The sequence below is a fragment of the Thioclava sp. PTB-PU3-1 genome (assembly GCF_055666785.1).
In genome coordinates, this window is record NZ_JBVNVL010000001.1 from 1 (window position 1) to 23991 (window position 23991).

General features: G+C 64.1%; 24 protein-coding genes and 1 pseudogene. 12 read left to right on the top strand and 13 right to left on the bottom strand.

Features of this window, described 5'->3' with window-relative positions; translation table 11 throughout:
• Nucleotides 1-662 (bottom strand): annotated as a pseudogene (locus ACZ7GB_RS00005) (IS5 family transposase); the annotation flags it as partial.
• A 139-nt stretch (nt 663-801) separates the two neighbouring features.
• Here ACZ7GB_RS00005 and ACZ7GB_RS00010 point away from each other — a divergent pair.
• The 8 genes from ACZ7GB_RS00010 (at nt 802) to ACZ7GB_RS00045 (ending at nt 7139) form a co-directional block, all read left to right on the top strand.
• Complete coding sequence (locus ACZ7GB_RS00010) at nt 802-1143, top strand: cupredoxin domain-containing protein (RefSeq protein WP_078547144.1); 342 nt, start codon at nt 802-804, stop codon at nt 1141-1143.
• Between the two features lie 27 nt (nt 1144-1170).
• Complete coding sequence (locus tag ACZ7GB_RS00015; RefSeq protein WP_078547142.1) at nt 1171-2001, top strand: FTR1 family iron permease; 831 nt, start codon at nt 1171-1173, stop codon at nt 1999-2001.
• A 101-nt stretch (nt 2002-2102) separates the two neighbouring features.
• The gene (locus ACZ7GB_RS00020) at nt 2103-2474 is read left to right on the top strand and encodes a COG4315 family predicted lipoprotein (protein ID WP_078547140.1); all 372 of its coding nucleotides are present in this window, start codon (nt 2103-2105) and stop codon (nt 2472-2474) included.
• 56 nt (nt 2475-2530) lie between these two features.
• Nucleotides 2531-3055: an RNA polymerase sigma factor gene (locus tag ACZ7GB_RS00025; protein WP_472157026.1), complete on the top strand. Its 525-nt coding sequence runs from the start codon at nt 2531-2533 to the stop codon at nt 3053-3055.
• Nucleotides 3052-3828 (top strand): anti-sigma factor family protein, encoded by a 777-nt coding sequence (locus ACZ7GB_RS00030; RefSeq protein ID WP_472157028.1) that lies wholly within the window; start codon nt 3052-3054, stop codon nt 3826-3828. The genes ACZ7GB_RS00025 and ACZ7GB_RS00030 overlap by 4 nt, the downstream gene beginning before the upstream one ends.
• A gap of 104 nt (nt 3829-3932) precedes the next feature.
• On the top strand, nt 3933-4256 hold the full coding sequence (locus ACZ7GB_RS00035; RefSeq protein ID WP_078519137.1) for an SHOCT domain-containing protein: 324 nt from the start codon (nt 3933-3935) through the stop codon (nt 4254-4256).
• 168 nt (nt 4257-4424) lie between these two features.
• Nucleotides 4425-5744, top strand: coding sequence for an MFS transporter (locus ACZ7GB_RS00040; RefSeq protein ID WP_472157030.1), 1320 nt, complete (start codon nt 4425-4427; stop codon nt 5742-5744).
• 474 nt (nt 5745-6218) lie between these two features.
• Nucleotides 6219-7139: an endonuclease/exonuclease/phosphatase family protein gene (locus ACZ7GB_RS00045; protein WP_472157032.1), complete on the top strand. Its 921-nt coding sequence runs from the start codon at nt 6219-6221 to the stop codon at nt 7137-7139.
• A 7-nt stretch (nt 7140-7146) separates the two neighbouring features.
• Here ACZ7GB_RS00045 and ACZ7GB_RS00050 read toward each other — a convergent pair whose 3' ends face one another.
• The 9 genes from ACZ7GB_RS00050 to ACZ7GB_RS00090 form a co-directional block, all read right to left on the bottom strand.
• The gene (locus tag ACZ7GB_RS00050) at nt 7147-8526 is read right to left on the bottom strand and encodes an MBL fold metallo-hydrolase RNA specificity domain-containing protein (protein WP_472157034.1); all 1380 of its coding nucleotides are present in this window, start codon (nt 8524-8526) and stop codon (nt 7147-7149) included.
• On the bottom strand, nt 8495-9493 hold the full coding sequence (locus tag ACZ7GB_RS00055) for an LOG family protein (protein ID WP_472157036.1): 999 nt from the start codon (nt 9491-9493) through the stop codon (nt 8495-8497). The genes ACZ7GB_RS00050 and ACZ7GB_RS00055 overlap by 32 nt, the downstream gene beginning before the upstream one ends.
• Before the next feature lie 380 nt (nt 9494-9873).
• Nucleotides 9874-10425, bottom strand: coding sequence for a fused DSP-PTPase phosphatase/NAD kinase-like protein (locus tag ACZ7GB_RS00060; RefSeq protein WP_472157038.1), 552 nt, complete (start codon nt 10423-10425; stop codon nt 9874-9876).
• A 58-nt stretch (nt 10426-10483) separates the two neighbouring features.
• Nucleotides 10484-11095, bottom strand: coding sequence for a hypothetical protein (locus ACZ7GB_RS00065; protein ID WP_472157040.1), 612 nt, complete (start codon nt 11093-11095; stop codon nt 10484-10486).
• Between the two features lie 2 nt (nt 11096-11097).
• The gene (locus tag ACZ7GB_RS00070) at nt 11098-12081 is read right to left on the bottom strand and encodes an ABC transporter permease (RefSeq protein WP_472157042.1); all 984 of its coding nucleotides are present in this window, start codon (nt 12079-12081) and stop codon (nt 11098-11100) included.
• Nucleotides 12074-13006, bottom strand: a complete 933-nt coding sequence (locus ACZ7GB_RS00075; RefSeq protein WP_472157044.1) for an ABC transporter permease — start codon at nt 13004-13006, stop codon at nt 12074-12076. The genes ACZ7GB_RS00070 and ACZ7GB_RS00075 overlap by 8 nt, the downstream gene beginning before the upstream one ends.
• Complete coding sequence (locus ACZ7GB_RS00080) at nt 13003-13749, bottom strand: ABC transporter ATP-binding protein (protein ID WP_472157046.1); 747 nt, start codon at nt 13747-13749, stop codon at nt 13003-13005. The genes ACZ7GB_RS00075 and ACZ7GB_RS00080 overlap by 4 nt, the downstream gene beginning before the upstream one ends.
• 175 nt (nt 13750-13924) lie before the next feature.
• Nucleotides 13925-14704 (bottom strand): COG4705 family protein, encoded by a 780-nt coding sequence (locus ACZ7GB_RS00085; RefSeq protein ID WP_078570485.1) that lies wholly within the window; start codon nt 14702-14704, stop codon nt 13925-13927.
• Nucleotides 14705-14712: 8 nt separating this feature from the next.
• A complete protein-coding gene (locus ACZ7GB_RS00090) occupies nt 14713-15336 on the bottom strand; it encodes a hypothetical protein (RefSeq protein WP_472157048.1) in 624 nt (207 codons plus the stop codon).
• A 159-nt stretch (nt 15337-15495) separates the two neighbouring features.
• On the opposite strand from ACZ7GB_RS00090, the gene ACZ7GB_RS00095 reads away from it, so the two are divergent.
• The 3 genes from ACZ7GB_RS00095 to ACZ7GB_RS00105 all read left to right on the top strand — a co-directional run bounded on the left by ACZ7GB_RS00095 (nt 15496) and on the right by ACZ7GB_RS00105 (nt 18402).
• Nucleotides 15496-16170 carry a response regulator transcription factor gene (locus tag ACZ7GB_RS00095; protein ID WP_075776632.1) on the top strand — a complete coding sequence of 225 codons (675 nt, stop codon included), beginning with the start codon at nt 15496-15498 and terminating at the stop codon, nt 16168-16170.
• Nucleotides 16170-17528: a sensor histidine kinase gene (locus ACZ7GB_RS00100; RefSeq protein WP_472157050.1), complete on the top strand. Its 1359-nt coding sequence runs from the start codon at nt 16170-16172 to the stop codon at nt 17526-17528. The genes ACZ7GB_RS00095 and ACZ7GB_RS00100 overlap by 1 nt, the downstream gene beginning before the upstream one ends.
• Nucleotides 17529-17775: 247 nt before the next feature.
• The gene (locus tag ACZ7GB_RS00105; RefSeq protein ID WP_472157052.1) at nt 17776-18402 is read left to right on the top strand and encodes a DedA family protein; all 627 of its coding nucleotides are present in this window, start codon (nt 17776-17778) and stop codon (nt 18400-18402) included.
• A 197-nt stretch (nt 18403-18599) separates the two neighbouring features.
• Here the strand turns inward: ACZ7GB_RS00105 and ACZ7GB_RS00110 are convergent, their stop codons facing one another.
• The 3 genes from ACZ7GB_RS00110 to ACZ7GB_RS00120 form a co-directional block, all read right to left on the bottom strand.
• Nucleotides 18600-19616, bottom strand: a complete 1017-nt coding sequence (locus tag ACZ7GB_RS00110) for a LuxR C-terminal-related transcriptional regulator (protein WP_472157054.1) — start codon at nt 19614-19616, stop codon at nt 18600-18602.
• 278 nt (nt 19617-19894) lie between these two features.
• Nucleotides 19895-21115, bottom strand: a complete 1221-nt coding sequence (locus ACZ7GB_RS00115; protein ID WP_472157056.1) for a surface lipoprotein assembly modifier — start codon at nt 21113-21115, stop codon at nt 19895-19897.
• 79 nt (nt 21116-21194) lie between these two features.
• Nucleotides 21195-21779 carry a hypothetical protein gene (locus ACZ7GB_RS00120; RefSeq protein WP_472157058.1) on the bottom strand — a complete coding sequence of 195 codons (585 nt, stop codon included), beginning with the start codon at nt 21777-21779 and terminating at the stop codon, nt 21195-21197.
• A gap of 621 nt (nt 21780-22400) precedes the next feature.
• Here ACZ7GB_RS00120 and ACZ7GB_RS00125 point away from each other — a divergent pair.
• Nucleotides 22401-23972: an oleate hydratase gene (locus ACZ7GB_RS00125; protein ID WP_472157060.1), complete on the top strand. Its 1572-nt coding sequence runs from the start codon at nt 22401-22403 to the stop codon at nt 23970-23972.
• Nucleotides 23973-23991: the final 19 nt, after the last annotated feature.

Below are 23991 nucleotides of genomic sequence, written 5' to 3' on the forward strand. Positions count from 1 at the left end.
GGGCTTGCCTCGGGACTTCCGGCCCGGGATGAAGGGCTTGATGCCCTTGTCCGGCAAGCCTTCACGATACCAGTCGGCGTCATAGCCCCGATCGGCCAACAGCCATTCGGCCTCGGGCAGGCTTGCTCAGCAGGGCCGCCGCACCGGTGTAGTCGCTGACCTGGCCGGCTGTCATGAAGAACTTGATCGGGCGGCCGTTCGCGTCCATGACGGCATGCAACTTGGTGTTCATGCCACCTGTTCTCCGGAAAACGATCCCCCGGATCGTTTTCTGATCTTCGAACTCCGCCCAATCAGCCGGCCACGCCCCCCTTATTCAACCGCAGGCTCGAAGCCGTGCGGTGCGCCTTGAGATACTTGCGCAGGCTCACTCGAACGCATGGCGTTCGCTTGCTCACATCGATCATCACTGTCTTCCGGTCGGCGGCCTCGGAAGCAAGCCCCTCCATCATCCGGGCGAAAATACCCCGTTCGTGGCTTTGGCTTCTCTCGGACCAGTGGCGTTCAGCCACTCACCTCCAGCGCTTCCATCGGTTTTAGAGGGTCTTCTGTGGACCATACTCTGGCGGCGCATCGGACCAACGCAAGCCATTACGATTGATGAAGATTATTCCGCTCACGACCCGCCGGTCATCGATCCGCGGTTTGCCATGGCTCTTTGGAAGTCAGGAAGGTCAGACTCGGCCCGTTCAGCGTCGAGCGCCTATTTGCGGGCGAAACAGCTTAGCATTTTTATCGGGAATTATTGACCCAAGTGTTTTTGTCGGTTATTCGACGGACGAACAGACAAGCAGGAACATCATGACCCGTATTTCACGCATCATTCCCGCGTTCATCGTGCTGGCCTGTGCGCCGGCCCTTGCCGTGGCAGATGAGGCCGTTCCCACGATCACCCTGACAGACGGGGTCATCGCTCCGCAAACGATCGACCTGCCAGCAGACACCGGGGTGACGCTCACCGTTTCCAATACCGGCAAGACAGCCGCCGAGTTCGAAAGCAAGCGCCTGCGTATCGAGAAGATCATCGCGCCGGGCCAGACCGAGACGATCGACCTTCCGGCGCTACCTGCTGGCAACTACCCCTTCGTCGAGGAATTCCATGAGGATCTCGACACCGCCAAGGGCACGATCGTCGTCAAGTAATCCATCTTCCACCCGCAGGAGAATGTCATGGACGGACAGATCATCTTCATCCTGTGGCGCGAGAGCGTCGAGGCGCTGCTCGTCATCGGCATTCTCGCGGGCTGGCTCGCGCATGAAGGCGCCGGACGTCGGGCGGCGCGCTTCCTTTGGGGGGGCGTGCTGACGGGCCTCGCGCTGGCGCTAACCTTCGCACTAACGCTGTTGGGCTTCTCGAAGCTTTTGTCGGCAGATGTCCGGCAGGACCTGATGACGGTGATGGTCTTCGTTGCGGCCGGGCTGATCGTGCAGATGGTGGTCTGGATGCGCGGCCATGGCCGCACGCTGAAACGCGACCTCGAGGCCGGGCTGAAAGCTGCCGCGATACGCCAAAGCTGGTGGGCGGTCTTCATCCTCGCGATGGCGGCGGTGGCGCGCGAAGGCTCGGAAACGGTGGTCTTCCTCTACGGCTCGCTCGCGGCTGCGAAGCAGAGCGAGATGGCGGGGGTTCTGGCCTCGATCGCCGTGGGCGTGGCAGCCGCTGGGGCAAGCTATGCGGCGCTGCGGGCCGGGGCGCGTTTCATGCCGTGGCGCGGCTTCTTCCGGGTGTCCGAGGTCATGCTGCTGCTTCTGGGCGCGGCGCTTTTCACCACCGGTGTGGATGATCTCGTCTCGGCAGGTATCCTGCCCTTCGGCGCGCCGCTCTGGGATATGAGCGCGGTGCTCGATGACGGCGGCCGTATTGGCGGGCTGATCTCGGCGCTGACCGGCTATCGCGCCGCGCCGGACGCCGCGACGCTGGGCGGCTGGATCGTCTACTGGGCAACGGTCGCAGGTATCCTGCGCTGGCAGAGCCGCAGCCTGCAGGCCCGTCTGGCCTGAGGCCCCTCCTTACAATTCAAATTTTTTTGCCCCGGCCGGGATTATTCCCGCGCCGGGGTCGTCTTCTTCCCTACAGGACCCAATTCCGAGAGGAGAGGAAGATGAAACGATTTCTGCTAACCACTGCCGTTTTGCTGGCCGCGAGCATTGCGCAAGCCGATCCCGCCAGTGTCACCGACACCGCCAAGGGGCCAACGCTGGTCGATTCCGCGGGCATGACGCTCTACACTTTCGCGAAGGACAGCGAGGGCATGTCCGCTTGCAACGGTCCTTGCGCCACCAACTGGCCGCCGCTGATGGCCACCGCCGAAGATCAGGCGATGGGCGACTGGAGCGTAATCACCCGCGACGACGGCACGAAGCAATGGGCATATAAGGGCCAACCGCTGTATACTTGGAAGAACGACATGAAACCGGGCGACGTGACCGGCGATGGCGTCGCCAATGGCGCCTGGAAGGTCGCCCAGCCCTGACGCAATCTCCGGGCGGCGTCCCATCGAGGCCGCCCGGTCGAACAAGGCCCGCCCATGTGACCCTTCGCACCCGCCATCTGATCGAGGCGCAGATCCCCGCGCTGCGCCGCTTCGCCTTCGCGCTGACCCGCGAGCGCGATGCGGCGGATGATCTGGTGCAGGACTGCCTCGCGCGGGCGCTGACGCGCTGGCACCTGCTGCGCTCGGAGGACAAGCTGCGGGCCTGGTTGTTTCGCATTTTGCGCAACCTCTACCACGACGCGCATCGTCATCGCGCGCGGCGCCCCGAGGCGGGCGCCGTCGATCCCGACGATCTCGCCGGGACGACGGCCGATGCCGAGACGGTCGTGTTTCTCGGCGATGTGCTGGGGGCCCTGGCGCGCCTCCCGATCGAGCAGCAGGAGGTATTGCTTTTGGTCGGTGTCGAGGATTTCAGCTATGAGGCAGTCGCCCGGATCCTCGGTCTGCCCAAGGGCACGGTGATGTCACGTCTTGCCCGAGGCCGAGAGGCGCTGCGCGAGATGACCGGCCATGACCGCCCCGACCGCCCGCGCCGTCTCCATCTGCGGAGGCTCAAATGACAGATCCCCATGCGGAAACCAACATGCTGAACGAGGCGGAGCTGCACGCCTATCTCGATGATCGGCTCCCGCCCGAGGCCCGCGCCCGGGTGCAGTCGAAGCTCGCGGCGGACCCCGCGCTGGCGCAGCGGCTCTCCGCGATGCGCGCCGATCGCGACGCCCTGCGCGCGGCCCTCTCCCCGATCCACGCTGCGCCTGTCCCGGCGCGGCTGCGTGTCGCCCCGCCGACCCGACCGGGCTGGACACGGATGGCGGCCGCTTTTGCGCTCTTTGCCGCAGGGCTTGGCGCCGGTTGGGGGCTGGCTCGTCAGGATGGGAGCGCCCCACCGACCGCCCCACTGAGAGAACTCGCCCGCGAGGCACAGGTCGCCCATGCGGTCTACACGGTGGAGGTCGTCCATCCGGTCGAAGTCGCCGCACGGGAGCGCGATCACCTGATGGCCTGGCTGACGAAGCGGCTCGACCGCAAGCTCGTCGCCCCGGACCTCTCGGCGCAGGGCTACAGCCTCGTGGGCGGGCGCCTGCTGCCCGCCGATCAAGGCCCCGCCGCGCAGCTGATGTATGAAACCCAAGCGGGGGCGCGGCTGACGCTCTATGTCACGGCGCTGTCCACCGGAGAGACCGCGTTTCGCCTGACCGAAGGGGCGGATGGAGTGGCGAGTCTGATCTGGGTTGATCGGGGCTACGGCTTCGCCCTGTCCGCACCTTTGAGCGGCACCGCGCTCTGGCCGATGGCCGAGGCGGCCTACCGGCAACTCGCCTTCAGCCAATGATTTTCCTACGCTGTGGCGTCCTTCGGAGCGCGCCGTTGATCTGGCTCAATGTCCGGCACTCATCAAAGGTGTATCGACGCCAAAACAAACGCGTGGAGGCGACTATGACCAAACTTTCTCTTTTCACTGCATGTCTCGCACCCCTCGCCCCGGCAGTCGCTTTCGCCGATGCTCCGGGCGGCTACGCAGAGGGCTATTACGGGCATCCGATGATGTGGGGCGAAGGCTACGGCTTCTTCGGTGTCGGCATGATGGTTGTGTTCTGGGGCGTGCTCATCGTCCTCGCCGTGCTTGCCGTACGCTGGTTGATGGAGCGCGGACCGGGACGGAGCCAGAGCACCGCCCTCGACATTCTCAAGGAACGCCTTGCGAAGGGAGAAATCGATCCCGAGGAATATCAGGCCCGCCGAAAAGCGCTCGAAGAATGATCGGGCTGCGCTCGGAGATCAGACTCGGGGAACATTCGAGAGCCGTCGGGCGCGATCTCCCGAGCGCCAAGCTGGCCCGGTCCCATGACCACTTGGGTGAGGGCCGCGACCCTAAGACCGAGATGGGTCGCTTGGACCGCAAGGCCATTTCAAGCTATTCATGAGCCCATGCTCGCCATCCTCGCAGACAGAACCTATCGCCATCTCTTCGCCGCGCAGATCGTAGCGCTCCTCGGCACCGGGCTCGCCACGGTGGCGCTCGGGCTGCTGGCCTATGATCTGGCGGGGGACAATGCGGGGATGGTGCTGGGCACGGTCTTCACGATCAAGATGGTCGCCTATGTCGGCATCGCGCCGGTGGCAGGCGCCTTCGCCGACCGGGTGAACCGGCGGGCGCTGCTCGTTACGCTCGACCTCGTCCGGGCCTGCGCAGCACTGGCGCTGCCTTTCGTAACCGAGGTCTGGCAAGTCTATGTGCTGATCTTCGTGCTGCAATCGGCCTCCGCCGCCTTCACCCCGACATTTCAGGCGACGCTGCCGGATGTGCTGCCGGAAGAAGAGCGCTACACCCGCGCGCTTTCCCTGTCCCGACTGGCCTATGACCTTGAGAATATCGTCAGTCCCACGCTCGCGGCGCTGCTGCTCGCGGTGATGAGCTATAACAGCCTGTTTCTCGGCACGGTCGCGGGGTTTGCGGGCTCGGCCATGCTTGTGGTGTCGGTGATCCTACCCAATCCGCAGATGGCAACCCGGCGCGGCATTTACGACCGGACCACGCGCGGTATCCGGATTTACCTCGCGACCCCCCGACTGCGGGGACTTCTGGCGGTGAACCTCGCCGCGGCGGCTGCAGGCGCGATGGTGCTGGTGAATTCGGTCGTGCTGGTGCGCGGCGGGCTCAACCTCTCGGACAGCGATCTGGCCTGGACGATGTTCGCCTTTGGGGCGGGGTCGATGCTGGCGGCGCTCGGCCTGCCGCGCCTCCTTGATCGTGTGGCGGATCGCCCTGTGATGCTGTCCGGCGCAGGAGTGATGATCGGCGCCCTGCTCGGCCTTGCCGTGGCGATCTCGGCGGTCGGGCTCAGCTGGCCTATGCTGCTCGCGGCATGGCTGACGACGGGCTTGGGGTATTCGGCAGTGCTGACACCGTCGGGTCGCTTGCTGCGACGGTCCTCGCATTCGGAGGATCGACCGGCCCTCTTCGCCGCGCAATTTGCCCTGAGCCATGCCTGCTGGCTGATAGCCTATCCACTCTCCGGCTGGCTGATGACTGAGTTTGGCGCGGTCACTGCGCTTCTCGGGCTCGCAGGGGTGGCGACGTTCGGCCTGATCGTGGCGCTGCGAGTCTGGCCCTCCGGCGATCCGGTCACGCTGGAACATAGCCACGACAACCTTTCGCCTGATCATCCGCATCTTCAGGGCCAACGCACGCATCGCCATCCGCTGGTGGTCGACGATCTTCACCCGTATTGGGGCACCCGCTTCTGAGGCTCAGGCGGTCGCGAGCGGCAGTCGCACGAGACCGCACCGACGACCAGACAGAGTCTTCGCGGCAGATCGAAAATTTCAGGGTAACATTTTCACCGTGCAGCAATCGGTCTTCTGCCGCAGGAATTATTAACGGCCACTTTGGGCCGTTCGCAGCACCTGAAGGGAAGGACGGAAAGCTGACATTCGCTGCGCTTCTGCCGAATGTCGGTTTTCTGCTGTTCAGCGACATCTCGTTCTTCTGGCTGCGACGCGGTCAAGCACCTCAACTTGCCGCGTGATCGGGGCGTGCGCGGCCCCACTGGGGCCACGGTCCCCTCACACCGTGACACTCTCTTCCGACTTGTGTCGCCTCGCAGCCATTCTGATCCTCCGTTTTCCTAAACATAACGGCGGATCCCTTGGTTGGGGGAGGATCGAAGGACGCATTCGCGCTGTTCCAAACCGCCCCGCCCATGCGATGCTGACGCCGAGATGCGGATCGCGAGCCTCAATACCCAGAACATGCGCCTGCTGCCGAACCGGGAGCTGGGGCGGCTGCATGGGGCTTGGGACAGCGACGACCCCGAGGACCCGCGCCTCGATCCGATCGACCGGCGGCTGACGGCGGAACTGCTCGCCGGGATCGACGCCGATCTGGTCGCGCTGCAGGAGGTGTTCGACCTCGCGACGCTGGAGCACTTTCACGCGCGCTACCTGCTGCCCACCGGCACACGGCCTTACCCCGAGCGGGTCTGCCTGCCGGGCAATGACGGGCGCGGGCTAGATTTGGCGGTGCTGTCGCGCCGCGCGCTGAGAGCGGTGCGCAGCCATGCCGCGCTGAGGCCGGGCGATCTGGGGCTGGAGTTGCCCGAGGGCGTCGATCCCGAGATGCCGGTCTTCCGGCGCGATTGCCTGATGGTCGAAGTGGGCGCGCTGACGATGTTCATCACGCATTTCAAATCGCCCTACCCCGACGAGGCCGCCGCCTGGCGCACCCGGCGCCTTGAGGCGCTGGCGACACGGGCGCTGATCGAGCGGCACTTCGACGTTCCGGCCGAAGCGCTCTGGCTGATCCTTGGCGATCTGAACGAGCCCGACGACCCCGAGCTACCCCTACCCCGCGCGACCGCGCCGCTTGAACACGGGTTCAGCGTGGATCTGATGGCGCGGATGCCGCGGCCCGAGCGCTGGACCTATTACGATCCGCATTCGGGGCGCTACCATTGCCCCGATGTGCTGCTCGCCTCGCCCGCGCTCGCCGCGCGTTACCCCGATGCGGCGCCGCGTATCCTGCACAAGGGCTTGGGCACCGAGGCCTCCCGCTATCAAGGCGAGCACCTGCCCGGCGTCGGCCGCCACCGCCCCCATGCAAGCGATCACGCGGCCGTCGCGATCGACCTGCCGGGGCTGTGAAGCGCGGCTAGAGCTCGAAGCTCTGGTGCAGCTCGGGCATCACGACCTTCGCCGGGTCGAGCCCTTTCGCGAAGGCCTCCATCGATTTTTTCTCGCCATGCACGAGGAAGATCTTCTGCGGGTGGCGGGTGCGGGCCAGCCAGCGTTTCAGATCGCTCTGGTCGGCATGGGCGGAGAAGCCGTTGATCGTGTGGATCTGCGCACGCACCGGGATCTCCTCGCCGAAAAGCTTAACATGTTTCGCCCCGTCCACGATGATCCGCGCGAGCGTCCCTTCGGCGGCATAGCCCACGAAGATCACTGCACTTTCGCTCCGCGCGAGGTGGTGGCGCAGGTGATGGCGCACCCGCCCGCCCGTGCACATCCCCGAGCCCGCCATGATGACCGCGCCCGAGCGGATCTCGTTGAGTGCGATCGAGTCCTGCGTCTCGCGGGTGAAATGCAGCTCGGGCAGCTGGAACGGGTCGCGCCCCTTGCGAATGATCTCGGCCAGTTCCGGGCGCAGCGCCTCGTCATGGCGCGCGAAGATCCGGGTCGCGGAGATTGCCATCGGGGAGTCGAGGAACACCAGCAGCGATTTCTCGATCTCGTCCGAGGCCATCCCCTCGCGCAGGAACCACAGCAGCTCCTGCGCGCGCTCCAGCGCGAAGGTCGGAATGATGACATTGCCGCCCCGCCCCGTGGTCGCGCGGATCGCGGCGAGAAATTCCGAGATTGAGGCCTCGAGCCCGCGATGGTCGCGCTCGCCATAAGTGGTTTCCATAACCACGACATCTGCATCCTCTGGCGGGTCGGCATCGTTGAGAAGCGGGCGATTGTCGGGGCCCAGATCGCCCGAGAACAGAACCTTTCGGGTGCGGCCATACTCGGTCAGGTCAAGCCGGATCGAAGCCGAGCCGAGGATATGACCCGCGTCGAAGAAAGTCGCCTCGATCCCGTCGAATAGCGAAAGCGTCTTGCGATAGGTGGCGTTGCGCCCGAACCGATCGACCGCGTCGAGCGCGTCCATCGTGTCGTAAAGCGCCTCACGCGACCCGCCGCGCCGCCCATGGCGGTGATGATGGCGCGCCTCTTCCTCTTGCAGATGGGCCGCGTCGAGCATCACCAGCCGCGCCAGATCGCGCGTGGCCGAGGTCGTGATGATCTCGCCCTTGAAGCCACGCTTGACCAGAAGCGGCAGCCGCCCGCAGTGATCGAGATGGGCATGGGTCAGCAGCACCATGTCGATCTCGGAGGGCTCGAAGCCGAATTTCGCGGCATTGTCCTCGGTCAGTTCCGAGCGCCCCTGGAACATGCCGCAATCGATCAGGATCTTGCGCCCCGCGCATTCGACGAGATGGCAGGACCCCGTCACCTCATGCGCGGCACCGTGAAATGAAATCTTCATCCTCTCCTCCCATTGGTTCGTCGATATTGCGACCGAACTGCGCATACCAACGCCCGATATCCTCCCAGATCTCGTCGGCGGTTTCGGCATACCAGAACAGGTCGCGGTCCTCGGGGTCGATCACCCCTTCCTCAACAAGGAAATCCGGATCGAAGACCCGGCTCCAATAGTCGCGCCCGACAAGGATCACCGGCAACGGGCGGATTTTGCGGGTCTGGATCAGCGTGAGCGTCTCGAACAACTCATCGAGCGTGCCATAGCCGCCCGGGAACACCACCAGCGCCCGCGCGCGCATCAGGAAATGCAGCTTGCGCAGGGCGAAATAGCGGAAGCGGAAGCACAGGCCCGGCGTGATATAGGGGTTGGGGAATTGCTCGTGCGGGAGCGTGATATTGAGCCCCACCGTGCGCGCACCCGCATCATGCGCACCGCGATTGGCGGCCTCCATCATCCCTGGCCCGCCCCCCGTGACGATCACCAGCCGGTTGCCATGCGCGCCCTCGCGCGCGCCCACGATCCGGCCGAAAGCGCGGGCGACCTCGTAATAGCGACTTTTCGCGACGATGCGCCTGGCGATCTCGACGCGGCGGGTCAGATCGTCATTGCTCGGATCGGCCGCGCTGCGGGCCTCCATATCGGCCAGCTTCTCGCGCGCGGCTTCCGGTTCGGGGATGCGGGTGCCGCCGAAGACCACGATGGAATGGGCGATGCCCTGTTCGCGCAGTAGCGTCTCGGCCTTCTGGTAATCGAGCTGCAGGCGCGGGCCGCGCATCTCGTCGCGGTTGAGGAAATCGACATCCTCATCGGCCTGCAGGTAGTTCGGATGCGCCATGATCTCGCGGATCAGATCGGGGGCGCGGACATCCTCGTGGCCGGGCTTGGGCTGGCACCACGGCAGATCGACCTCGCGCGCCACGTCATCGGCGGGCCGGGGCTTGGCACGCCCCTCTTCCATTGTCTCCGACATCGGCTCCTCCTCGATTACCGAACCGGCAGGCTTGCGGTGGCAAGCTTGACGATCTCCTCGGCGCAGGCAAGTCGAACCTTGCGAAACAAGTCCACGGTGAAAATCCTCGCACCCTCCGTGTCGCCAGAAAGTGGCAAAAGTGGACGGCTTCTACGCCGCCCGCGGCCGGAGCATCCCGCCGCTACCGTGGCCGACTATTGCTCCGCCGTTCTCACGCAGCGTTCTCACAAAAACAGATGTCAGCTTAGGGCCGACCGCTACCCGCTCGGTGGCCTGGGCGGAGAGCCGCCCTTCGCTGCGCGTCTCTCGAAAGTCCGCTCACGAGAAAAACGAGACTTTCCCACCATCATAAGACCTGCGACCAAGACGTTGAACATTCGTCAACCGTTCGCCGCGATCCATGTCTCGTCCATCGGCCAAGCTCTGGAAAGCCGGGGCAAAGCGATATGGCCGTAAAGCAGCGACAACTGCCAGCCTGCCTCGGACGGCGAGCGCTTTTTCTGATGCGCAAGATAAAGGGCCGCGGCCAATCCTGTGCGATCTGCGCCGGCTTTGCAGTGGACCAGCAAGGGTTTCGGCGCGTCGGCCATGGCGGCTTCTAACGCGGCGATGCGCGCGGGGCTCAGGACCTCGTGATCGGACATTTTAAAGTCGATCAGCGTCAGCCCCAGCCGCTGCGCCGCGGCCTTCTCTTCGTCATACCACGCCTGTCCCGGATGAGCTCCGCGCAGGTTGAGAACCGACCGGATGCCGTCCTTTTTCTTGTAGGATTTCAGCCGCTCGGCCGTTGGCTGGTTCGACCGATAGAACTCGCCAGCCACCACGGTGTGGAAATTTCCAGTCACCTGAAGATACCCGAAATAGAGCACCAGCGCCGCGAGCGTGCCGAGCAATACGGTGCCTACGATCTGCGCGATTTTACGGAGTTTCATTGCCTCTGCCTCCCTCTGCGACCCCGCGAAGCGGGGCCGCGATCCGATCGTGTCGGGATCAATCCGCCTGTTCGGCGCCGCCTGCGTCTTTCTTGACGCCCTGCGTCACCGCGGCAGAGCCCGGAAGCTGCAGGCTCACCTCGACCTGTTTCGCGGATTGCGCGGTGGTGTAGATCGAGTTCGGGTTCGCGCGCAGATGCCCCGGCTTGCCGCTGTCATCGACATGGATGCGGGCCGAGCCATTGGCGGGAACGGTCACGTCGGGGTGCAGGATATAGGCCTCCTTCGCGCCGCTATCGGCATCGGTGATCGTGTAGAAGAGGGTGAAGCCCTTCAGCGGTTTGGCGCTGTCATTGACCAGCTGAATCTCGAGGTGATCGGGCGCGTCCGTATGGGTCGCGGGGTCGACATTGTTCTCGACCAGCAGTTCTCCGATATGGAACGACGCCGCAGTGCCCCCGGGCTGGATCGGGCTTTGCGCCACCACCGGGTCCTTGTCGGCCAGATCGTTCTGCCCGTCGCCGTCGGTGTCGGGGTTCTGCGGATCGGTGTGCAGCAGCGGCTCTGCCATATCGGGCACACCATCCTTGTCGGTATCGGTCTGCGCGGCTTGGGCGCCGCCAGCGGCGAGCATCAGCAGCACGGTGAGGGTGGAAAGGGTCTTGTTCATCGTCAGGTCTCCTTGGTCAGACGATCGGCACGGATCGGACGCAGCAGGACGAGCCCGCCGAGGCCGAGGGTGAAGAGAATGAGGAACCAGGCATCGCCCTTCTTGTCGGCCCAGATCGGCCCGAGCACTTTACCGGTGTAGATGTCCTTGATTCCGAGCACCGCGAAGGTGAAGCGCTCGTAATGCTTGGTCACGGACGAGACCTCGATCCCGTTGCGGATGGTCTCGTAGGTAGCGAAGCCCTGCTTGATCTTGGTCTGCTCGGCCTTCGGGATCGAAAGCTGCGCAAAGACACCGCCCGCGACCTGATTGTCGGGGTCCATCGTGTCGCCGATTTGCGGCGCGACGAGCACCACCAGCAGCCACAGCGCGAAGGCGTAGAGCAGCCCGCTCGCAGGGCTTTTGAGCCAGAGACTGAGGCCGAAGCCCACCGCGAAGATCGCGCTGAGATAGAGCGTCGAGGCCCCCCAGGTGATCGCGAGGCGCATCAGGTCATTCGCCCCGATGCCGATGCCCGATCCAAGCGCGAGCACCACGGCGCAAAGCGCGAAGACGAAGGCCAGCGCGGTCGCCATCAGCCCCGCCCCGCCCAGCAGCTTCGCGGCGAGGAACTGCCAGTTTGAAAGCGGGCGCGTCAGGATCAGCGCCAGCGTCTGGCGCCCGCGCTCTTCGACGGCGGCGCGGTAGCCCGCGATCAGGGCGATCACAGCGCCCATGATCTCGATCTGCTCGATCGTGCCGCGCATCAGCTTGAGCGGGTAGAATTCGGGGGCCGCGATCGAACCGAGGCTTTTTCCAAGCGCCAGAAGCTGCTGTTTCGCGGCCATGTAGGTGGCGACATCGGTGCGCATCGCGACCGTCCCGGTGATCAGCGAGATCAGCGCGGCGGCGACGAGCGCCAGGGTCGCGGCGAGCAGGAAACGGTCGCGCAGCGCGATCCGCGCGTCCTTGAGCGCGATGGTGGGAATAGCGGACAGATCAGGCATTGGGGCCTCCCTTCGTCATGTCGAGCTTGAGGCAGCCGCGCAGCGCATAGAGGCCGGAGCCCGCTGCGAAGAGCATCATCACGACCAGCGGGGGAACGGGGCCGCGCGGCGGCAGGCCGCCGGGCAGATAGCCCATCAGCTCCGCGCCGAGATACTTGTAGGCTTCAGCCAGAGAGAACGGCCCGAGCAGCATCGCGGAGAGGTCGAAGATCGCGGATTGCGGCGCGGGTGCGAGCGCCGAGATCGGGTTGATCGCAGCGGTGGGCAGGATGTTCCCGGTCAGCGCAGGCCAGACGAAGGTCAGCACCAGCCACACGACCGTCGGAACCATCAGCCCCACGGTTTCGCTGCGCGCCCGCGCCGAAGCGCCGATCGCGATCAGCCCGAAGATCATCATGTAGAGCCAGCCCAGAGAGAAGAACGCAGCGAGCCGCGCCCAATCCCCGGGGCCGAGATGCACCGAAGGCAGGATGGCGAGGGTCGCAGCCCCCACCACACCCGCAAGCGCCGCGAGACCGCCGACGGCCAGGGCGAGTGCCGAGACCTTGCCCCGCGCGTAATCGAGCCGCTCCAGCGGACGTGCACCGATCAGCGGCAGCACCCCGGCCCGGCGGTCGGTCTCGACCATGCGGTAGCCGATCACGATGGCCGAGAAGGCGCCGATCAGGCTGATATAGATCGTGAGATTGCGCAGCAGCGCCAGCGGCGAACCCTGCGTGACCGGGTTCGGCGGCACCGGCTTGCCATTGGCTTCGAACCAATGCGTGGCGCTGGCATAGATCGCGTCGACCGTCGAGGTCGCGGACCAGCCCAGATAGGCCGAGACCAGCACCAGCGCGGCGAACAAAGCGGCCACCAGCGCGATCGTCCGCTCGCGCGCAAGCGCGGCGAGCGCGTGGCGGCGTAAGATCGTGGAGGGTGTCATGCCGCGACCTCGCGATCCGGCACCACCGAGAGGTAAAGCTCCTCGAGTGCCTCCTCCGAGCCGTAGCGCGCGTTTACCGTCTCGATCGTGTCGTGGAAGACCAGCTGGCCGTGCGAAAGGACGCCGATGGAGGAACAGGACCGCGCCACCTCGCTCAGCAGGTGGGTGTTCATGAAGATCGTCATGCCCTGCCCGTTCAACCGCTCGAGCACCTCGCGCAGTTGGCGTACCCCCATCGGATCGAGCCCCGAGGTCGGCTCGTCGAGGAACAGGACCTGCGGACGGTGGACGATGGCCTGCGCGAGCCCGACCCGCTGGCGCATCCCCTTGGAGAAGGTCGCGATCCGGCGGTCGGCGAGGTCCGTGATGCCGAGGAACTCCATCACCTCCTCGACGCGGTCGCGGGCGTCCTCGATCCGCGAGAGAGCCGCAAAGAAGCGCAGGTTCTCGCGCGTGGTGAGCGTATCGTAGAGGCGGACGTTCTCGGGCAGGTAGCCGATGGCGCGGCGCAGCGCGATGCGGTTATGCGCGAGGTCGCACCCGGCGACGCTCGCCGTGCCGCCGCTGGGCTCCATGAGCGTCGTCAAAAGCCGGATTGTCGTCGTCTTGCCCGCACCGTTATGGCCGAGAAATCCGAAGATCTCGCCACGGCCGATGTCGAGGTCGAGCGGCTGGAGCGCGGTAAAATCGCCATAGCGCAGGGTAAGCCCCCGCGTGCTGACGGCTGGTGTGTCTGTTTGCATCTCTGAGCACCTCCTTTTGATGTTGAAAGGAGCTTGCCCGCCGCGATCCGGATCGAATTCGCCCGTTTCTTACAAATCCGTGAGAAGCCGGGTTTCTGGCTTGGCCGGAACGAAAAACCCTCCGCCCCGGACGGTCGGGACGGAGGGCCACGCGGCGTACGATCTGGAAAGGGAGTCAGACGCGCCTGCGTTTCACAGTCATCGCGGCGACGGTGATCGCGATGACGGCAAGGAAACCGAGGCTGGTGGGAATGGTGCCGAAGCCAAGCCCGCCATACTCGGTGGGTTGCGAGAGAAGATCGCCGAAGGACGCGCCCAGCGGGCGGGTGAAGATATAGCACAGCCAGAACGCCCAGAGCCCGTCGAGCTTGAGCGCGGCATATCCCGAAGCGAGCGACGCGATGATCAGCCCGAAGAGGATGCCGGTCGCGAGATAGCCGATGCCGAACTGCTCCGAGATCAGATCGCCCACCGCCGTACCGAGCGCGAAGGTGAACAGGATCGCGAGCCAGTAGAACCCTTCGCGCCGGGCCGTGTAGACCTCGTGGATCGAAAGCGTGCGCTCGGAGGCGAACCACGCCGCGAAAGTCGCGCCCAGCAGGATCGTGAACCCGATCGTCGAGTCGATCAGCGGAATCCCGAGATTGTCGGTCATGTTGTCGGTGATCAGCGTCCCCACGATCGAGATCAGCACCACAGCCGACCAGTAGACCGCAGGCACGTAGCGGCGCTGCGCGAATTGCCAGCGGATCACGAGGGCGAGGATCGCGGTCATCAGGATTGTCGTCGCGGTCAGGCCGAGGCCCAGATTGACAGCCAGAAAGTCGGCTGCCGTCTCGCCCATCGTCACCGCCATCAGTTTGATGAGCCAGAAGCCCGGCGTGACCTCGGGAACGCGGCTGACCGGATTGGTCAACTCTTCGTCGGGGTAGATGAAAGTCTGTTGGTAACTCATGATGCGCCTCAGTTGTTCAGCATTGCCAGCGCCTGCGCCGAGAAGGCATCGGCGCGGGTGTCGTCATCCGCGTTGCAGCGCTCTAGCGCTTTCGCCTGAAGATCGGAGACCGCTTGCGGCGCGGTTTTGCCGCCGAGCGTATCTCGCACTTGCCCGATCATCGCCTCGCAGGGCAGCGCGTGGCCGGTCTTGTCGGTCACCGCGATGCCCGCGACTTTCTGCACGGCCCCGACTTCCGAGGGCACCGGATCGGCAAGCGCCGTCTGCAGCCCGTCAAGGCTCTGCATCACGCTCTTCGCGTCCGGCGACTTCGTTCGCAGGGCGGCGAAAGCCTTGTCCGCCGCCCCGTCGATCACGCCCCAGGCCGAAGGATCGGCCTTGCGCAGCTTGGCCGCGTTCTTGTCCCAAAGGGTCTCCAGATCAGTGATGCGTTTCTCTGCGGCGGTGAACTCGCCTTTCTTGGCAAGCGTCTGGGTATCGCTCACGATCGTCTCGTAAGGGCTCATATCGCCGAGGCTTGCAGCTTGCGGCGCGGAAGCGCCCGGCGCTCCCGTACTCATGGCCATTTCGACCATTGAAAATGACGCGACCGGCACCGCGATCAGCGCGGCGGAGAGAAGCAGGTTTCGCATAAGGTCCTCATTGCTTGCGATGCATCCACATCGATGCCGCCAGCAATCCCCTGCAGAAGGACGAAGCGTTTTGCTCCCGTCTTACGAATTTGTAAGAAATCGCACAGACCTTGCGGAGCCGTCCGTGACAATCCCGGTCCGTTATCGAAGGATGGTGCGATGAAAATCCTGATTGCCGAAGACGATGCCGAAACCGGAGACTACCTTCGCAAGGGGCTGACCGGCGAAGGTCATGCCGTCGACCTGCTCCGCGACGGGCGCGAAGCGCTGACCCAAGCGACCGCGCAGAGCTACGATCTGTTCATCTTCGACCGGATGATGCCGGGGCTCGACGGGCTGGCCCTGCTCAAGGCGTTGCGCGCGGCGCAGATCGCCACGCCCGCCATTCTGCTGACCGCGATGGGCAGCGTCGAGGATCGCGTCGCCGGGCTGCGTGCGGGGGCCGACGACTACATGGTCAAGCCCTTCGCCTTCGTGGAACTGCTCGCGCGGATCGACACGATCGCGCGCCGCCCTGCCCTCAAGGCCGAGGTGACCGAACTGGTGCAGGGCGACCTGCGGCTCGACCTTCTCGCCCGCGAGGCGTGGCGCGAAGGCCAGTGCATCGAATTGCAGCCGCGTGAATTCATGCTTCTGAAGCACTTCATGGAACGTCCCGGCCGGGTGCAGACCAAGACGATCCTGCTGGAAGCGATCTGGGACATCCATTTCGACCCGAAAAGCAGCGTCGTCGAGACCCATATCAGCCGTCTGCGCGGCAAGATCGACAAGCCTTTCGCCACCCCCTACCTGACCACGCTGCACGGGATCGGCTACGTGTTCGAGGCCTCGTGATGCGTGCATTCACTTGGTCGATGCGCTTCGCCATCGCGATTTCCACGGTCTTCGCGTTCGCGGCACTTGTCGCGGGCGGCGTGTCCTACGCTCTGCAATCCAAGGAAATGAGCCTCCGCCTCGAGGGCGAGGTGCGCGCCGATACCGAGGCGCTCGCCCTCTCCGCCCGTGGCGCCGACATGCAGGACCTGAGCGAGCAGATCACAGCGCGGATGACGACGAGTCGCGACGGCGCGAATATCGTGACCTTCGTGCCAGCCGATGGCTCTGACGCACTTGGCAATGTCCGCGTCGCCGCCACGTTCGAAGGTACGCGACACCTCGAACCGGGGTCCGGCCTGACACTGCTCGACCCACCCAGTGCGAATGTCCCCGAAGGTTACGTCACCTTCGGGATGCAGCTTCCGTCAGGCTGGCTGATGACGGGGCGCGACGATGCGTGGCTGCGCGAACAGGGCGAAATCCTCGCCACAAGCTTCGGCTGGGGGCTCGGGCTCGCGCTTCTGCTGTCGATCAGTTTTGCGGTCTTCATCGCGCGGCGAAACGAGGCGCGCATCGACCGGATGGAGCAGGTCCTCCACGCGGTGGGCGAAGGCCGCCACGGGTTGCGCATCCGCGACGAAGGCGATGACGACGTGGCGCGTCTGGCGCAAAGCGTGGATGAGGCGCTCGACCAACTGGAGGCGGGGATCGCGTCGATCCGGCAGGTCTCGACCGATGTCGCCCATGACCTGCGTGCGCCGCTCGCCCGACTGCGGCTGCGGCTCGAACCGGTGGCATTGGATGCGTCCCTGCCGTTGGCGCAGCGCGGCGAGATCGGGAAAGCGCTGAACGATCTCGATCAGGTCTCGGAGACCTTCGACGCGATCCTGCGCCTGTCCCGCATGCAGGCCGGAATGGTCGAGATCACGCGCGTGCCCGTCAATCTCACGCAGCTCTGCCAGGATGTTGCGGAGATGCTCGGCGCGGGGGCGGAGGATGCAGGGCAGGAATTGGCGCTCGATCTGCCGGAGGACATTTCTATCGAGGGCGACCGCGAGCTTCTGTTTCAGGCGCTCGTGAACCTCGTGGACAACGCGCTTCGCTACAGCCCGTCCCCGGCGCGGGTCTCGATAGGCGTGCATGTGGAAAGCCAGCATGTCGTGCTGAGCGTGACAGATAACGGCCCCGGTATCCCGGACCGCGATCTGGCGCGGGTGCGCGAACGTTTCGTCCGCCTCGACCAGAGCCGCAACACCCAAGGCAGCGGTTTGGGCCTGAGCCTCGTCGACGCCATCGCGCAGATACACGGGGGCGAGCTGCGCCTGCAAAACCTCGAACGCGGCCTGCGGGTGGAGATGCGCTTTCCGACGTTGTGATGGGTGAAATGTGCCACGCAAATGAGGCTCTACCAGCGTAGGGACAAACGCGGGTGTCATGCACGCATTCACGCGTTTCACGGTGAGTCCGCCCGACCCATGACTTGTGCGGCTGGGACACGGTTTCGCGAGCTTTCTTTCCCGCCTTCATCGCCGCCACACCTTCAGATTGCCCCACGACCGCAAGGCTGTGTCTTTGCCGGAAACCTCAGGGGAAGCACAGGGCCAGATGCGGGAGGAATGAGACATGATTTCAGGACTGATGGGAGCCATCGCGGGCTTTATAACCCATGCGATCAGTTCCATGGGCTATGCCGGGATCGCTGCGCTGATGGCGATTGAGTCCGCCTGTATCCCGCTCCCATCGGAAGTGATCATGCCCTTCTCGGGCTATCTCGCCTCGAAAGGTCAGTTCTCGCTGTTACTCGTCGCCACCGTTGGCGCAATCGGCTGCAATATCGGGTCGACCCTCGCCTATTTCGTTGGTGCTTACGGCGGTCGACGCGCCGTCGAACGTTGGGGGCGATACATTTTGCTCAGCCAATCGGATCTGGACCGGGCCGATCGCTGGTTCTCCCGCTATGGCAGCGCCGCGGTCTTCGTCTCGAGGCTCTTGCCGCTGGTGCGGACCTTCATCTCCCTCCCGGCCGGCATCGCTCGGATGCCGTTCTGGAAGTTCCAGATTTACACGTTCATCAGATCTTGGCCCTGGTGCCTCGTCCTCGCCTATGTCGGCCTCAAGCTCGGCCAAGCGTGGGACAAAAGCCCGGCCCTGCGCAACACGATGCACGCCCTGAATGGCGTGGTGCTCGTTGCGGTCCTGATCGGGGTCGGCTTCTACGTCCGACGCTTTTTCAAAAGTCGTGAGGCGTAACTGTTCGGTGCAGCCGCGTAGTCCAGCGAACTGACGCGATGCCCGCAGGACCGACCGAGGGTGTCGCAGCCACAGTTATCGTAGCCTTCTGAACCTGTCCTCCAGCGCCAATCATGCCGAACCCCATGGGCGGCATTTGACCCGGATCGTCCATTGAATTGTCGCCCTTGTCCCAGAGCGACACCTTCACGCAGGACCTACATCAGTCCAAACTGCAAGGCGATGGCAACGGCCTCCGCGATGGTCCGTGCCCCGAGTTTGCGGCGAAGATTGGCACTGTGCAGATCGACTGTCGGAATGGCGATTTCGAGATCATTGGCGAGTTGGTCCCGCCTGCGGCCCCGGATAATTCCCTGAAGAACGTCCCGCTCGCGTGGCGTGAGCCGCATCTTCTCACGTGGGGCCGCGACCAGATCTCGTATTCCATCCTCTTCCTCGCTCGTCGCGATAACCCAGACCTTCCGGCCCCCGTCAGTTCGCGGCAGGAGGTTCAGCCTCAGTTTCGGTATAATTCGCCCGTCAGTCGCGCGCATTTGAGGTAGGTCGAGCGCGCCTGCCTGGCTCTTCACCGCATCTGTCGACCGTCCGATGGCTTGGCGCAAAACCCCGTGCATCGGCCCGCGTGACCGTAATTTCCGTTCGAAGTCGAGCACCAACAGCGGATGAAGATCGAGCAGCAGCTCGGCTTTCCCGTTCATCCGCACGAGCCGTCCTTCGTGGTCGAGCTCGAAGATCGGGGCGTCATCAAGCAGGCTGCGGTCGGGCGCGGTGACCTGCTGGATACTGGCGCGATGCAGCTCCCGACGGATCTTGTGCAGCCGTCCCAGATCCTGAACATGCAAACCGAGAGTCTCCACCTCGGGATCGGTGAAATCGCCCCCGCGCTTGCCCTTGTGGAAGGCCGTGGCGACCAGACCGTCGCGGGTGCTCTGCATCATCGCGAGACACCAGTAGCGATCGACACCGTTCTTCACGATGAAATCGTTATACATTTCGCTGCGCTCGAACTCCTGAGCGCTCACGTGGTTCGACAAACGAAACAGGCCTGTGCCGCACTTCTCCGGCGTACCGTGGGCCAACCACGGATCGTGACCTTCGAAAGAATTGTAATCGAGATTGGCATCCGCCTGCGTTCCGGCGGTAACTTCCCGATAATCGCCGGGATGGAGCCAGATGAAGACAGCGGACGGGATGCCGATCACCTGCGCGAGCATGTTTGGCAGCGCGGTGAACAGCTCATCATCGAGCGCGGCATCATAAATTTCGTGATGCGATATGAAACGTGGCATCGTGTCAGGTCAGCCGGCGCGGTCGGGTCAAATCTAAAATTGCGTGCGTTTCTCGGAAAACGACGCACCGCGGATCGAAACTCGGCATGCCCCCCCCAAAACTCTTCAAATCAAAGCCAACCGGACCGCCGAGCAATGCGCCGAAAAAACACCGAAGCTAAAATGCTCACCGATTAACATGCGACATAGATGCCGAATTTCGCTCAAAAATCAAGCTTTAGGGACAAAGCGCAATCAACGGAGTTCGTCGTGTAGAGCGCGACATTCGACCGGGTGCGCCGCGCGCTGCAGGTGATCCGGGGCGTTTGACCAAGGATTTTCGCTCGATTCAATTCGAGGCTCAGCCCGAGGCTCGCGGTCCGGTCCCGACGGTGCACCCCGACGATCGGAAAGGCGGCGTCATAGCGGCGCTCTCCGTAACTGAGCGACAGCCCCCCACGAACTCCGTCGAAAAGCGGTCGGTCGAAGCCCACGCGCAACTCAGCGCCGGAATAGCGGTGGTAATCCTTTCGCGGCAAGGCGCGTTCCAGCCGCAGGCCATAGCTCAGGGCACTACGTTGCCCCAATCTCGTTCGGCGCGCGAGGTCCACGAAATATCTCGGGCCCGTCAGGTAGGGCTTCTCGCTGTAGCTGGCATACTCCCCGTCCAGCCGGAAAACCGTGCGCCCGCCCCCTACGGACCGCCACGCTTTCGCGAACCGCACTCCGCGCGTGAGGTTGTCCGACGTGATATCCTGCGACCCGCCGCCATAGTGCCTGTCGCGCAAAAACGCCTCGACCGACCAAGGCGCACCCCCGCCGAGATGCTCGTAGCGCAGGGCGAGCCCGGGCTCCGAATAGCGCAAAATCGCGGTGTGATACCACGCCCCCGCATAGGAGGCGCGCAACCGGATGCGATGGCCCGGGCGCGGCTGAACGAACCAGTCGAGGTTCGCGCCATAGCCGAGCCCGACCCCGGAAGTCTCGTTGCCGCCATCATTTATCAGAAACGTGCCGAAATCGGTCACCAGATACCGTTCGGAGGCGACGTGATCGATATTGCTGCTCGGCAGGATCGAGGCCGTGGCGGAAAAGCGAAACGGGTGGGCTCGATCCAACGCCCGCCATGCCGCGAGAAGCGCCGCTTCGTGCTTTGGATCCTTGACGAGCGCGTAACGCAGGAACGCTTCGTTGCGGCGAACGGAGCCAAGCTTGGTGAAGCTCTGCTCCAACCCGGTCTGCGCCGGGGTAAATTCCGGATGGCGCGCCGCGATTTCTCCGAAAATCAGAAGCGCCCGCCCCGGTTTGCCCTGCGCGAGCTGCGCATTCGCCACGCCGAGCCAATCCGAAACCGTCTGTTCCGCAAAGCTGCGTGACGGTGAGAGCAGACAGACGACAAGCGCGAAGGCGAGCCAGATCAGGAGGAAGAAAGAACGGTATCGCATCGCGCTTGTCGTTTGCCTCTCGGCGAGACGGAAAGAGACCGGGCGCAGAACGCCCGGCCTGTGCAGGAAAAGCCCCGCCTCAATTCTCGGTAGCGTAATAATTGCCGTCGACGTTCTGGACGTCAGAGCCGTCGGTCATCGTCCCGGAGATATCGCCCACCGCAGTCAGCGTGCCCGCGTCGTCATAGAAACTGCCGGTCATATCCAGAGCGAAGTCGGCGCCCGCAGAGGAGCCATCCGACATCGTACCGGTCGCGGTCGCGGTCATGTCCGAGCTCGATACCGTGCCCGCAACGTCGAGCGAGCCTGTCACGTCTGCTTCCTTGGTCAGGACGTCGCCGCTATAGATGCCGAAATTGGACCCTTTGCCGGTCAGCGTCCCCGCGTCGAAATCGACATCCATCGCCAGTTCCCCCATCACGGTCGTGGTCGGGTCGTCGGGATTGACGTTGCTCACGCCCATATAGCCCGACATCGACGCCTGCCCCGTCGGCACGGTCGTTGTCAGGTCGCCCGTACCGATCCTGTCCGCGTAGTCGGAATAGGTTGCTTCGACGTTTTGCGCCTCTGCCGAGGTCAGCGCCGCAGAGGACCCGTTGCTGCTGTTACATGCGGCCAACGCAAGACAGGCGGCTGACGCCGCGAGCGCGAATTTCAATGTCATGAGAATACCCCGATTTATTGGTGTTTTGTCACGGCCCAAACACACGAACCGATCACGCGCATTTCACGTCACAGCCCCCCGCGCGCGCAATCTATGAGAAACTATAGGGTTCAGCGCGATCTTGGCTTGGCCGCCGCGAAATCGTTCAACGTAATGCAGCAAGCTGCGCCAATGCTTCAGGAACAGACAAACGCGAAAGAGCCTTTTGACAGCCTCAATCTCCGCAATAGTCATGCAGTGATCCAACTGTTAATGGGACCGAAGCATCATCCAAAGTCGACGAGAACATCCGGAAGCCGAACCGAGATAGACAATTCGAAGCTGACCTTCGCCGCTCAGGCCATAGATGTCCGCTAAGGGCCGAGATTTCCCCTCTCGCCAAAGGGGGAGCATGGATATTAGCTGCACCCGGCGCAAATGGCCGGTTCCATGCTCAGACGGTCTGGGCAGTCCGCCGCATGACGTGCCTTCCCTGATCACCATGCAAGCAGGGCGGAACAGGCGCAAACTCGGAGAGCAATCTTCTTCGTCCGTTTCTCATAAAATGCTAGAATTCGCCGTGCCACCAAGGATTTCGGCGGCGGCGAGGAACGTCTGGACTGCAGAGAGCGAGGCTCGGCGATGGAAGCGACAACGGAACGGCATCACATCGTCGGCGGCGGCATCGCGGGTCTTGCCACGGCGGTCTTTCTACTACGCGACGCGGGCGTGGATGGCGCGGCGATCAATGTCTACGAACAACTCGGCACGGCGGGCGGTTCGCTGGACGGATCGGGCGATGGCGAGGACGGGTATCTCGTCCGCGGCGGCCGGATGTTCGAGGAGCATTTCGCCTGCACGTTCGATCTGCTCGGCTCGATCCCCTCGGCGGATGATCCCGCCACCTCGGCAGCACAGGACATCTTCGCCTTCAACCGCATGGTGCCCGGCTCGGCCAATTGCCGCATCGTGCGCGACGGTAAACCGGCAGAGGACCGCTTTGACCTAACGCTCACGGCGCAGGACATCGTCGATATCAACCGCCTGATCCTGCATCGCGAAAGCACGCTCGGAGCTCAGACGATCGAGGACTGGTTCCAGCCGACCTTTCTGGACAGCAACTTCTGGCTGATGTGGTCGACGATGTTCTCCTTCCAACCATGGCATTCCGTGGTCGAGATGCGGCGCTACCTGCGACGGTTCATCCATCTCTTTCCCGGTTTCACCCGGATCGCCGGCATCCTGCGCACCCGCTACAATCAGTATGACTCCCTGATCGCGCCAATCGTGAGCTGGCTGCGCGACCGAGGCGTGCAAATCGTCACCGGCAGGCAGGTCGTCGACGTGCGGATCGAGGGCACGCGGCAGGACCGCCGCGTCAGCGCGCTGGCCTTTGCCAGCGGCGAGGAGATACCGGTCGCCGAGACCGACAAGGTCTATCTCACGCTCGGCTCGATGACCGATGGCTCGGTGACGGGGGCGAACGATCGCGCGCCCAGCCGCGATGACCACGAGGGCGGTGCCTGGATGCTGTGGCGAAAGCTGGCGGCGGAACATGAGGGCTTCGGCCGCCCGGAGGCGTTCTGCGGCGAGACTGACAAAACCGCGTGGCATTCCTTCACGGTCACGCTCGACGGCCCCGATTTCTTCGAGTTCATGGAGGATTTCACCGGCAACCGCACGGGCACAGGCGGGCTGGTGACCTTCGCGGATTCGGGCTGGACGCTCTCGATCGTACTCTTCCACCAACCCCATTTCCGCGGCCAGAAACACGGCACCTATGTCTTCTGGGGATATGGCCTGCGCGGAGATCGTCCCGGCGATTTCACCACAAAACCGATGTGGGAGGCGACCGGCGACGAGATCTTAACCGAGCTGTTCGGCCATATGGGCCTGACGCCCAAACAGCAGGGCTGGTTCAAGACCGCCCGCGTGATCCCCTGCCGGATGCCATTCATCACCAGCCAGTTCATGCCGCGTCAGCCCGGGGATCGCCCCGACACCCGACCCAGCGGCGCCAGCAACTTCGCGATCATCGGGCAATTCTGCGAACTCCCGCGCGACTGCGTCTTCACGGTGGAATATTCCGTCCGCTCGGCCCGGGCCGCGGTGGCGAGCCTGACGGGACGGATCACACCTCCCCCGCCGGTTGCACGCACGGACCTCGACCCCAAAGTGCTCTTCAACGCCGCGCGGGTGCTGATGGGCATGTAGCCCTTCAGAACGTGCGGCC